General features: G+C 75.4%; 9 protein-coding genes. 2 read left to right on the top strand and 7 right to left on the bottom strand.

The features are described 5' to 3' along the window. The first annotated feature begins 78 nt into the window (after positions 1 to 78). Positions 79 to 306 carry a hypothetical protein gene (locus tag ACF08D_RS00590; protein ID WP_392220176.1) on the top strand — a complete coding sequence of 76 codons (228 nt, stop codon included), beginning with the start codon at positions 79 to 81 and terminating at the stop codon, positions 304 to 306. A gap of 120 nt (positions 307 to 426) precedes the next feature. Here ACF08D_RS00590 and ACF08D_RS00585 read toward each other — a convergent pair whose 3' ends face one another. Together ACF08D_RS00585 and ACF08D_RS00580 are read right to left on the bottom strand one after the other, a co-directional pair. Next, positions 427 to 1,248, bottom strand: a complete 822-nt coding sequence (locus tag ACF08D_RS00585) for a serine protease (RefSeq protein WP_392220175.1) — start codon at positions 1,246 to 1,248, stop codon at positions 427 to 429. Between the two features lie 248 nt (positions 1,249 to 1,496). Beyond that, the gene (locus ACF08D_RS00580; protein WP_392220174.1) at positions 1,497 to 3,047 is read right to left on the bottom strand and encodes an RNA polymerase sigma factor; all 1,551 of its coding nucleotides are present in this window, start codon (positions 3,045 to 3,047) and stop codon (positions 1,497 to 1,499) included. On the opposite strand from ACF08D_RS00580, the gene ACF08D_RS00575 reads away from it, so the two are divergent. Further along, positions 2,980 to 3,147: a hypothetical protein gene (locus tag ACF08D_RS00575; protein ID WP_179166852.1), complete on the top strand. Its 168-nt coding sequence runs from the start codon at positions 2,980 to 2,982 to the stop codon at positions 3,145 to 3,147. The genes ACF08D_RS00580 and ACF08D_RS00575 overlap by 68 nt on opposite strands. 585 nt (positions 3,148 to 3,732) lie before the next feature. Here ACF08D_RS00575 and ACF08D_RS00570 read toward each other — a convergent pair. From ACF08D_RS00570 to ACF08D_RS00550, 5 genes are all read right to left on the bottom strand, one after another. Then, positions 3,733 to 4,620 carry a FadR/GntR family transcriptional regulator gene (locus tag ACF08D_RS00570; RefSeq protein WP_392220172.1) on the bottom strand — a complete coding sequence of 296 codons (888 nt, stop codon included), beginning with the start codon at positions 4,618 to 4,620 and terminating at the stop codon, positions 3,733 to 3,735. 182 nt (positions 4,621 to 4,802) lie between these two features. Then, positions 4,803 to 6,674 carry an ATP-binding cassette domain-containing protein gene (locus ACF08D_RS00565; RefSeq protein WP_392220170.1) on the bottom strand — a complete coding sequence of 624 codons (1,872 nt, stop codon included), beginning with the start codon at positions 6,672 to 6,674 and terminating at the stop codon, positions 4,803 to 4,805. 123 nt (positions 6,675 to 6,797) lie between these two features. Then, the gene (locus ACF08D_RS00560) at positions 6,798 to 7,568 is read right to left on the bottom strand and encodes an NUDIX domain-containing protein (protein WP_392220169.1); all 771 of its coding nucleotides are present in this window, start codon (positions 7,566 to 7,568) and stop codon (positions 6,798 to 6,800) included. 130 nt (positions 7,569 to 7,698) lie between these two features. Further along, positions 7,699 to 9,774 carry a glycogen debranching N-terminal domain-containing protein gene (locus tag ACF08D_RS00555; RefSeq protein ID WP_392220167.1) on the bottom strand — a complete coding sequence of 692 codons (2,076 nt, stop codon included), beginning with the start codon at positions 9,772 to 9,774 and terminating at the stop codon, positions 7,699 to 7,701. A gap of 115 nt (positions 9,775 to 9,889) precedes the next feature. Continuing rightward, positions 9,890 to 11,452, bottom strand: coding sequence for a DUF4192 family protein (locus ACF08D_RS00550; RefSeq protein WP_392220165.1), 1,563 nt, complete (start codon positions 11,450 to 11,452; stop codon positions 9,890 to 9,892). Between the last annotated feature and the right edge of the window lie 169 nt (positions 11,453 to 11,621).

Here is an 11,621-nt window from a genome sequence, read left to right as displayed (position 1 = left end):
GCCACGAGCGGGAACGTTTTCGGCCTGGTTGGATGTTGACCCTGGTACGACAGCTCGTCGAGCTAGAGAAGAGGCGACGTGACTACTGTTCTGACCCCCGCGAGCCCGCTGACGGCCGCCGACCGCTGCGACCGCTGCGGCGCCCAGGCATATCTGCGCGTCGTGCTGACCAGCGGTGGCGAACTGCTCTTCTGTGCCCACCACGGGCGCAAGTTCGAGCCGGAACTCAAGAAGATCGCCGCGGAAATACAGGATGAGACGGACCGGCTCACCGCCGTTCCGAGCGCAGTCGAAGAGGACCGCTGACACTCGCATCCACGACGAGCCGAGGGCCGGTCCCGGACCGGCCGACGGGCGACCGCCCCCCACCACCGGGGGCGGTCGCCCGTTCTCATACCGTCACCGCACCGCCGGGCTCCTCGTGCCTCACAGGTCCGGGAGCACCGCCGAGACCCGGGTGTACACGCCCGGACTGCCCGGCTCCCCGCAGCCGCTGCCCCAGGAGACCAGGCCGATGAGCCGCCCCCCGGCCACCAGCGGTCCACCGCTGTCGCCCTGGCACGCGTCCTTGCCCCCGTCCGGATCGCCCGCGCACAGCATCGTGGCGGGCAGGTAGCCCCCGCCCGACGCGTCCGGCGGGTACGCCTTGGCGCACACCTCGTCCGGCAGCACCCGCACCCCGGCCCGGCGCAGCGCGTACGCGTAGGAGCCGCTGCCCGTGGTGTCGCCCCACCCGTACACCGAGGCGCTGGTCCCCGCCCGGTACGCCGGATCCCCCCGCCGCGCCGCCTTGATCACGTACGTGGCCGGGAGCGCGCTCGCCAGGGTGAGCACGGCCAGGTCACCGGCCTGGGTGGTGGCGTCGTACGCGGGGCTGATCCAGGCCGCCGTCACCGGGATCTCCCGCCCGCCGGCGTCCCGCAGCTCGGTGCGGCCCGCGATGACCTTGAGGTCGTTCAGCTCCTTGGCGTCCGTGCCCAGCACCGAGGAGCCCAGGCAGTGCGCGGCGGTGACCACCTTGGTGGGGGCGACGACCACGCCGCCGCAGAACTGCCCCGCGCGCGTACCCCCGAACCGGTCACGGCTGGAGAGCGCCACCGCCCAGGGGCTGTCGGCGGCCTCCACCGGCTGCCCGCCGACGACGACGCTGTCGGCGGCGGCCGGCACGGGCGTACTGAGCTGCGACGCGGCCGCGGCCACGAGGGCGGCCACGGCCACGGTCCGCTTCCGGCTGATGGGGCGACGCATGCGGTCTCCTGACTCTCCGGTGAACCACCTTCACCCAGAGTCGGCCAGCGCGCCCCAGCGCGCACCCCAGCGGCCCCCTCCCCCGTACGGCCGCCGGACATGCCGGAGGGCCCGGTTCCCTTCCGGGAGCCGGGCCCTCCGCCGTGAACGGCGCGTACGACCGCCTGACGGCCGTCCGGACGGCCGGTGAGCGGCCGTCCGGCGGATGTGTCCGACGGGGTCGGATGTGTCCGCCGGGGTCGGCCGGATCAGTCGAGGTAGTCGCGCAGCACCTGGGAACGCGACGGGTGGCGCAGCTTGGACATGGTCTTGGACTCGATCTGGCGGATCCGCTCACGGGTCACGCCGTAGACCTTGCCGATCTCGTCCAGGGTCTTCGGCTGGCCGTCGGTCAGGCCGAAGCGCATGGAGACCACGCCGGCCTCGCGCTCGGACAGCGTGTCCAGCACCGAGTGCAGCTGCTCCTGGAGGAGCGTGAAGCTGACCGCGTCGGCCGGGACGACCGCCTCGGAGTCCTCGATGAGGTCACCGAACTCGCTGTCGCCGTCCTCGCCCAGCGGGGTGTGCAGCGAGATGGGCTCACGGCCGTACTTCTGGACCTCGATGACCTTCTCGGGGGTCATGTCGAGCTCCTTGGCCAGCTCCTCCGGGGTGGGCTCGCGGCCCAGGTCCTGGAGCATCTGGCGCTGCACGCGCGCGAGCTTGTTGATGACCTCGACCATGTGCACCGGGATACGGATGGTGCGGGCCTGGTCGGCCATGGCGCGGGTGATCGCCTGACGGATCCACCAGGTGGCGTACGTGGAGAACTTGTAGCCCTTGGTGTAGTCGAACTTCTCGACCGCGCGGATCAGGCCCAGGTTGCCCTCCTGGATCAGGTCCAGGAAGAGCATGCCGCGGCCGGTGTACCGCTTGGCCAGGGAGACCACGAGGCGGAGGTTGGCCTCCAGCAGGTGGTTCTTGGCGCGGCGGCCGTCCTCGGCGATGATCTCCAGCTCGCGCTTGAGCTTCGGGGCCAGCTTGTCGGAGTTCGCCAGCTTGTCCTCGGCGAACAGTCCGGCCTCGATGCGCTTGGCGAGCTCGACCTCCTGCTCGGCGTTGAGGAGCGGGACCTTGCCGATCTGCTTCAGGTAGTCCTTGACCGGGTCGGCGGTGGCACCGGCGACGGCGACCTGCTGGGCGGGCGCGTCGTCCTCGTCCTCGTCCGAGAGCACGAAGCCCTTGTTCTCGCCCTCGGCCTCCTCGTCCTCACCCTTGCCGGGCGCGACGTCCTCGAGCAGCTCCTCGCCCTCGATGACCTCTTCCGCGTCCTTCTTGGAGGTGGTCTTCTTGGCGGTGGTCTTCTTCGCGGCGGTCTTCTTGGCCGCCGTCTTCTTGGCGGCGGTCTTCTTCGTGGCCGCCTTCTTGGCCGGGGTACCGGCTTCTTCGGCCGGCGCGTCCGCGCTCTCGGCCGCCGGAGCCGCGGCCGCGGCCGCGACGGACTTCGTCACGGCGGGCTTCGCGGTGACGGTCTTGGTGGCGGTGCGCTTTGCCGGGCTCTTCGCTGCGACGCTCTTGCGGGTGCGCTTCGGCGACTCCGCTGCACTGACCATCAGCGTCACACCCTCTTCCTCGAGGATCTGATTGAGGCTGCGCAGAACATTCTTCCACTGGGTTGGCGGAATCTGGTCAGCCTCGAAGGCACGACGCACGTCATCGCCGGCGATCTGCCCATCAGCCTTTCCCCGCTCGATGAGCGCCATCACAGACTCGGACTCGGCGATCTCCGGCGGGAGCGTACGGGATGTGCTGGCCGACACGAACAACCTCTCGGAACGATGGAAACGGCTTCCGGCCCCGCCCATGATCGGGCCGGAGCCGACGACCGTCGGCTGGGGATGTGCCGACGACGCGGGCTGAACCTCGGAGCTGGACAGCGCCGTCATCGGCGGCTGTATTCCTTCCTCGGCTGTCACCTCTTAGGTCATCGCAGGGCCACGAGGAGCGTTACGCCCAATCCGCGTGGCCCGAGTCACACCCCGTATGCAACCAAATACCCCCAGACCAGGAGGTCATCCCCCGAACACCGGTCCGCCTTCCCCCCTCCTGCCCGACTGGGCCCCTGGCGGAACACCGGCCGGGGCGGGCGGGCCGGGCCCCGGGGCGATTCCCGGGGACCGGCGGCCCGTGCCGTACGCCGCGATCAGCCCGGTCCCGGCACGGTGGCCGGGGGTGGTCAGGGTGGTCACTGCGGTCCCGGTAGCGCGGTGGCACGGTGGCGCGCGATGGCGCCGTACGCGTGACGCCCGGCGCGTGACGCGGTTCCGTCATGCGGTCCGGTCATGCGGTTCCGTCGTGCGGTACGTCGGGTCGTACGCGCGCGGGGGTGCCGGTGCGGCGGCGGCGCCGGGCCCGCGCGGGGCCGGGGCCTGAGCGCCGGTTGTGCGCCGGGTACGCGCCCGGCGTGCGCCGGTGTGGGCGCCGTACGGGCTCCGCGCCGGTCGCTCAGTGCTCGCGCGGCGCGGGGACGACCCGCTCCACCTCGGGGTGGACCGTCAGCAGTTGGCGCATGGCCGCCTCGGCGGCCGGGCCGTCGCCGGTGGCCAGGGCGTCGACGATGCGGGCGTGGTGCGCGAGGCAGGGCTCGGTGGGGCGGTCGCAGCTGGTCGTCGGGGAGCCGGAGACCTGGAGGGCGGCCGAGACGATGCCGGAGAGGTGTTCGAGCATCCGGTTCCCGGCGAGCTGGATGAGCAGGCCGTGGAACTCCGCGTCGGCGCGCGAGAAGGTGATCGCGTCACCCTGGGCGAAGGCGTGGCCCATGATCTCGACCATGTCGCCGAGCCGCTGCTGGACGTCCTCACGGCCGTGCCCGGCGGCGAGACGTGCGGCGAGGGGCTCGATCGTCCAGCGCAGCTCGCCGAGCTCGCGGCGCTGGTCCTCGCGCTGCGGCCCGAAGGCGCGCCACTCGATGATGTCCGGGTCGAGCAGGTTCCAGTCGCTGACGGGACGGACACGGGTGCCGACGTTGGGGCGGGCGCTGACCAGGCCCTTGGCCTCGAGGACGCGGAGCGACTCGCGGACGACGGTGCGGGAGACCTCGAAGCGCTGACCGATCTCCTCGGGCACGAGCGGCCGGTCGGCGCCCAGATCGCCCGAGACGATCATCTGGCCGAGCTGCTGGACGAGTTGGCCGTGCAGTCCGCGGCCTCGGCTGCCGGCGGTCCGCCGGCCCACCCGGCCCAGCTCCGAGTCGGCGCCGTCCCAGGCGGGAGGGCCGACGCGGTCGGCGCCGGGCGCCTCCGCGAAGGGGTAGCGGTCGAGTCCGCCCGGGGCCGTGAGGCCGTTCTCCACGGAGCGGGCGGCGGTCATCATGGTGTGCGCAAGGGTACTCACGCATCCTTTGTCGGCGCCGCTTCCACGGCCCTTGAGGTCTTTGGTGAAAAGCACACGAAAGGGTGATCGGCGCCCGCTCTCCAATTGACGCCTTATCGGAAGGAACCGGGCAATTTCCAAGGGAGTTGTGACCGATTGCAGCGCCCGGGTCACCGCTCGGTCACCGATGGCCGGTCCTTGACCTACCAACGCGCCCTGCGGCGCAGGCCGGTGAACAGATAAGCGCACACCAGAGCGGCCACCGACAACAGCAGCGCGGTGCCCACCGGTTGGGCGGCCACCCGCGCCGCGGCCAGCAGCCAGCGGTCGGTCTCGTACGGCCACTGCGCCCAGGTCAGTTCGCGCAGCCGGGCCGGAAATCCCGCTACGGACCGCACGGAAGGGCCCGCCAGCGCCTTCTGCACGAGCGGGGCGACCACCACGGGGACCGCGAGCACGGCGGCGATCCCGGCGGCGGTCGCCCGGAAGATCCCGGCCGCCAGCAGGCCGGCCCAGGCGCATCCCACGGCGAGGCCGAGCCAACCGGCTCCGAGCGCGGGCCAGTTCCCCGGCACGGGAACGGCACCGGCGCCGTAGAGGAGGCGCAGCGCCCCCAGGTCGGTGAGGGCCACGGCGACGGCCAGGAGCAGGGCGGTGGCGGCGGTGACGGTGAGCTTGGCGAGGATCAGCCCGAGCCGGCGCGGGACGGTGCCGCGGCCGGGGGCGAGGACGGGGTGGCGGAACTCCTCGCCGAAGGACAGGGCCCCGAGCAGCCCGGCGCCCAGGGCGGCGGGAGGCAGCGGCAGCACCCCGGGCCAGGCGGCGAGGACGGCGGGCAGGGACTGGGCACCGGAGCGGCCCAGCAGGGCGGCGAGGACCGCCGAGGTGACCAGGGTGGCGGCGGCGACGAGGTAGGTCGCCGGGACACCGACCAGCCGGCGCACTTCGTAGCGGAAGGGCCGCAGAGGCGCGCGCTGCGGCCTGCGCGGGAGCGGGGGCGCGGACGAGGAGGGGGCGGTACGCGGGCGCGGGGACTCCGCGAGGGCGGGAACGGTGGTCGCGGGTCCGGTCGCGGTGGGCTGCGCGGGGGTGGGGACGGTGGTCGCGGTACGCGGGCGCGGGGACTGCGCGGGGGCGGGGACGGTGGTCGCGGGCCCGGTCGCAGTGGGCTGTGCCGGGGCGGGGGCGGGCAGGGGGTCGGGTGCCGTGTCGCCGGTCTCGTCGGCGAGTTGATGCAGGAGGACGCCGTGCCGAAACGCGGCCTCGCCGATGCGGGCGCAGTCACTGCCGTACACGCTCAGCCGGTTGCCCCCCTCGGTGACGACTTCGACCGAGCGTTGCGCGGCGCGTGCCTCGCGGGTGACGACGGCGGCGAGGCGGGCGGCGTGCGGGGTGCGGACGGCGACGCGGGGGCGGAGGCGGGTGCGGGCGAAGGCGGTCGCCTCCTGGTCGGCGACGAGCCGCCCCTGGCTGACGGTGACGACGTGGTCGGCCGTGCGGGCGGCCTCCTTGGGGTCACGGGTGGTGTAGAGGACCGTGCCGCCGTGGGCGGCGTGGGCGCGCAGCAGGCTGAAGAGCCAACTGGTCTCGCGGGGGGAGAGTCCGGCGGCCGGGGCGTCCAGCAGCAGGGTGTGCGGGTCGCCCAACAGGGCCGCGGCGAGGGCGAATCGGCGTTCCATGCCCAGGGAGAGGGTGCCGAGGCGCTGGTCGCGGAGGGCGGCGAGGCCGACAATGTCGAGCATGTCGTCGGCGCGGGAGGCGGGTACGCCGGCGGCGGCGCAGAGCATCCGCAGCTGGCCCCGGCAGGTGCGGGCGGGGTGGCCCGGTACGTCGCCGAGGAGGACGCCCACTTCGCGGGCCGGGTGAGCGACGCGGTGGAGCGGACGGCCGCGGAAGTAGGTGACGCCGCGGCCCGGTTCGAGCTGGAGCATCATGCGCAGCGCGGTGGTCTTGCCGGATCCGGCGGCGCCGAGGAGCGCGGTGACGGAGCCGGGCCGGGCCTCGAAGGTCAGGTCGTCCACGGCGGGCGGACGGTCACGGCGGGGGGTGCTGGTCAGTCCGATTGCCTGGAGCATCGCTTCTCCCGCGGTAGAGGACACCGCTCGGCGGCAGGGTGACACGCGCGCATGCGGGTACCGCAGCACGATAACGCGGCATTTCGGACTTTTTGCGCAGGGTTGGCGGGTGCGGTGGCGGTGTCAGACCTCGGGCCGCAGCATGGGCGGGTTCAGCAGGGTCGCTCCCCCGGCCCTGAACAGCTGTGCGGGGCGGCCGCCCTGACGCGTCGTCGTACCGCCGGAGGGGACGAGGAACCCCGGTGTGCCCGTCACCTTGCGGTGGAAGTTGCGCGGGTCGAGGGCGACTCCCCACACCGCCTCGTAGACCCGGCGCAGCTCGCCGACCGTGAACTCCGGCGGGCAGAAGGCGGTGGCCAGCGAGGAGTACTCGATCTTCGAACGGGCCCGCTCGACCCCGTCGGCGAGGATGCGCGCGTGGTCGAAGGCGAGCGGGGCGGGCGGCTCGCCCTCGCGGCCCCGGCCGTCCTTCGGGTCGAGCAGTTCGTCGACCGGCGCCCAGCGGGCGCTGTTGGCGTCGCCGCCGGCTCGCGGCGCGGGCAGGTCCGGCGCGAGCACCAGGTGGGCGACGCTGACGACGCGCATCCGGGGGTCCCGGTCGGGGTCACCGTAGGTGGCGAGCTGTTCCAGGTGGGCGCCATTGCCGGCCTCGGGGAGCGGGGCGCCCGGGTCGTGGGCGCACAGCCCCGTCTCCTCGACCAGTTCGCGCGCCGCGGCGGCGCCGAGGTCCTCGTCGGGCCGGACGAACCCGCCGGGCAGCGCCCAGCGCCCCTGGAAGGGCGGCTCACCGCGGCGGACGACCAGCGCGCACAGGGCGTGGCGGCGCACGGTGAGCACCGCGAGGTCGACGGTCACGGCGAAGGGCGGGAAGGCGGACGGATCGTAGGGCGCCATGCGGCGATCATAGTCGTCTTCCTGACGATAAACACGCCCCTCGGTGATCCCGGCGGCCCTCCGCTCCCCCGTCCCCGCCTCCATGTCGCGGAGGTGCCCGCCGGCGTACGGCACGGCGGCGCTCACCCGGTCAGACCCCCAGCTGGAGGCCGGGGGCGGCCTCTTCGACCATGCCCAGGCCGAGCCTGCTGACCCGGACGGCGAAGGGCTCGCCCGCGACGCACAGCCCCGAGAGCCGGACGGCGCCCAGGGGGGCGCCGCGCAGCGGGTGCAGCGCGACCGTGCGTGCCGGGGCGTCGGGGCGGATGCCCGCCACCGCGGCGAGCAGGTGGACCCCGGCCGCGGCGGCGATCGCGGCGGGACGGCAGGCGGCGGGGTGCGGCACGGGGACGCTGCCGGTGGTGCGCTGATCGCCCGCGTACATCTCCGGCAGCCGGTACGCGAACGCCTCGGCCGCGTCCAGCAGCCCCCGCAGCAGGGAGCCGGCCTCCCGCTCGTGCCCGGCGGCGGCCAGGCCGGCGACGGCGACGGCCGTCTCATGGACCCGCACCGCGCCGGAACGGTGACCGAAGGGGTTGTGTCCCGGCTCCCGGGCGCCGAGGCCCCGCAGGCCCCAGCCGGAGTCCATGGCGGGGCTGCCCAGGAGCCGGGCGAGCTGCTCGGTCTGCGCCTTGTCGAGGAGCCCCTCGGCATACCGCCCGCCGCCCAGCAGTCCGGTGTCGAGGAGGTGCGCGGCGGTCCCTCCCAGGTGGGGCACGGGGCGGCCCGCGAGGGTGCGGGCGGCGGCGGGCCGGCCGCCCGCCGGGTCGTCGAGCCAGAACGCCTCACGGAAGCGCAGGCGCAGGGCCCGGGCCCAGTCGCGCCAGTGGTCCGCGCCCGGGCGCCCGCACGCCTCCAGGAGCTCGGCCCCGAGGAGTGCGGCGCGATGCGCGTGGGCCTGCGTCTCGGCCCGCTGGAGACCGCTGGGGCCCCGGTCGCCCGGGTCGGCCAGCAGGCCGTCCTCGCCCGCCGTGGTGCGCAGCCAGTGGAGGCAGCGCTCGGCGGCGGGGAGCAGCTCCGCGAGGTCCTGCTCCGGGAGCCCCCAGCGCCGGGCCTCGGCGAGCACGGCGGGGAAGCCGAGAGTCGCCTCGGTGCCGGTGCAGCCGGGTGGCAGGTGGGGGCCGGCGTCCCGCAGCGGGCCGGGGAGGAATCCGGCTCCCGGGCCCGGGCCGCCGAGCTGGGTGCGCGCGAGGGTGCGCAGGGTGCCCACCGCGAGCCGGGTGCCCAGCGGGAGGGCCATCCGCGCGGCCCAGAGCGCTTCGGCGGGCGCGGGGCCGCAGCGCCAGGGCACCCCTGCGGCGAGGTGGAGGTCCGACGGGTGGGCCGGGTCCCGGACGAGGAGGGCCCGCAGATCGGCGAGGGAGGCGCGCAGGAGCCTGTCCACTCGGGGGTCGTCGCCCTCGGCGTGGGCGTCGGTGAGACCGTGACCGGGCGTCGCGCCCACGGGGCGCGGGCGGTGGGGCGAGACGCTCCGGACGGCGAGGGTGAGGGTGCGGGGGGTGCCGGGGCGGACCTCCAGGTCCCAGCGCAGCAGTCCGGCGGAGGCCAGCGTGGTGTCGGGGGGCGGGTCGGCGGTGACGGTGGTCCGGCCGCCGTCTCCGGCGGTCCAGCGCAGTCCCGCCTCGTGGACGGTGGGGCGCAGGTCGGTCCGGGGCCGGCCGGACGCGATGGTGCCGAGGTCGGCGAGGTCGGTGCCCAGGGCGATCTCGACGGGGACGCGGACGGGGCGGCCCGCCGAGCTGCGGAAGGTGATTCGCTCCGTCCCGTCCGCGTCCCTGGTCCGTTCGATGCCGATGTCCGGGTCGGGGCCGGGTCCCGCGGCGACCGGGACGACGGCGGTGAACTGTGCGCGCCCGGCGGACACGAGGCGGCCCTGCAGGGTGACGGGCTCCCGGCCGGCCACCCGCAGCCGGCAGCGACCGAGCACTCGGCGGCCCGCGGTGTAGACGCCTTCGATGCCGTGGCCGGTGAGCTGGCCGTGCGGGGCGGAGAGGGCGAAGGACGGGAGCGCCACGCAGACCAGGGCGTCGTGCACGGCGGGCGGTGGGCCCATGGGGCTCGCGGGCGGTGGGACACCGGGACCCGCGGGTGCGGGAGCCGGTGGCGCCGGGGGCGGCTGCCGCAGCGGCGGGGCGAGGGTGGGCCGGGACGGGACGGTGAGGTCCATGGGTGGTGTGCTGAGCCTTCTGTGCGCTCCGGACAGCCGCTGGAGGTACGACGGCACGGGTCGGGCGACTCCGCCACTGTGGGCAACGGCGGCACCCGGGTCCGGGTCACGGCCGTCATCGCCCGCTCCTGCTGCCACGCCCTCCGGGGCGGCGGGCCACCCGGCCGCGGGCGGCGGCCGGGGAGTCGCCCCGCGTCCCGCGGGCGGGGACTCGGCCGTCCCCTCCGGCGGTCGGCCGCCCGGTCCGGCGCCCTGCCCGGCGGGCCGCCGCGCGCCCCGCGGTCCGGGCGCCGACCGGGGGGCGCGCGGCGGAGCGGGTGCCGGGTGCGCCGCCCGGCCGGGCGGCCGTCCGCACGGGGGCCTCGCCCGCCCCGGACGAGGCTTCCGCCCCGGGTGAGACGCGCGCTCCGGACGAGGCCGCCGACCCGGGTGACGTTCCCGCCCCGGGTGAGACGCCCGCTCCGGGCGAGGCCCCCGACCCGGGCGAGGCCCCCGCCCCCGGCGAGGCCCCCGCTTCGAGCGCGCTGCCCGTCCTGGCCGCCCGGGCCTCGCGCTCCTCGCGCAGGCACCGGCGCAGCGACTCGGGGTCCAGCCCCTCGTTGCACGCCTGGTGCAGCAGGCGGGCGAACACGTACTCCGGGTCGCACTCCAGGGCGAGGCCCAGCGCCACCCGGGCGGCGGGCTCGTCACCGGTGGACCAGGCGACCCAGCCGGCCAGCGTCAGCGGTGCGGCCGCGTGCTCGGCGTAGGCACCGGCGCAGCGGCGGGCCAGCGCGCGCCACAGCCGGAGCGCGGGCGCCGCGTCGGGGCCCTCCATCCACTCCGCCGCCCGGTCCCGGGTCTCCCGGTCCTGGAGGCCCAGGATCGCCGCGGCCGCCTCCTCGTGGCCGATCAGCGCGTCGTCCCGGGCGTCGGCCTCCACCGGGTCCGCGAGGCGCGGGCCGTCCGCCAGGCGCCCCATGAGCGTCCGGACCAGCCGGATCGTGTCCGCCCGCACCGCCTCGCGGCCCGTCAGGTGCAGAATGCGGGGCACCAGGTCGGCGCCCGCGGTGTCGAGCGCCCGCACCTGCGCGGCCGTCCCGGCGGCCTCGTACGGCCAGGGCCTCAGCCGCCGCTCCATGTCCTTCAGCGAACCGCGCACCTGAATGCCCGCGTAGGCCGCGGCGGCCGCCATCACCGACGTACCGGGCAGGCCCATGGGATTGCCCTCGGGCGGGCAGCAGCGGGTGTCGGGGCAGCAGTAGGACCAGAACCTGCCGCCGGAGATGCAGAGGGCCTCGTAGACCGGGACGTCGAGCGACCCGCAGGCGGTGCGCAGCCGCTGGGCCAGCGGGCGCAGCCGCTCCATGACGCCGCGCGCGGTCTCCTCGCCGGCCGGGTCCTGGCAGAGGAAGACGACGATGCCGTCGGGCCGTGAGCCGCGCCGCTCGCAGCCCTCGATCAGGCAGTCGGCGAGCTGCTCGGCGACGGGCGGCCACTCCCTGGGCGAGCGCGGGATGCCGAGCCTGAGCCGGCCGCCGAAGCGCCCCCGGTCGCCGTGGAGCGCGACCATCACGATCGAGTCGGTCGGGTGATAACCCATCATGTACGGCAGGGCGTCGGCCAGTTCCGCCGGGCCGCGCAGGGTGATCTGCTGCTGGTCGTCGGCCGGTCCGGTGATCTCGTGATGCTTGTTCATGGTCACGACGGTCCCGCGGACTCCCGCGTCCGTCGACCCCTGTGGATAACCGCCGGACGCCGCGCCGACCGGCTGTCCACAGCCCCGGCCGCCCGCTCGCCACGACGGCGTTCCGCTGGTATACCGCGCGACGCGCGACGTGCCGGTACGCCGCCCGGCCGCCGGTTCG

It is taken from the genome of Streptomyces sp. NPDC015131, from assembly GCF_043079975.1.
Taxonomy (GTDB): Bacteria; Actinomycetota; Actinomycetes; order Streptomycetales; family Streptomycetaceae; genus Streptomyces.
This window is presented reverse-complemented; position numbering and strand designations above follow the sequence as displayed.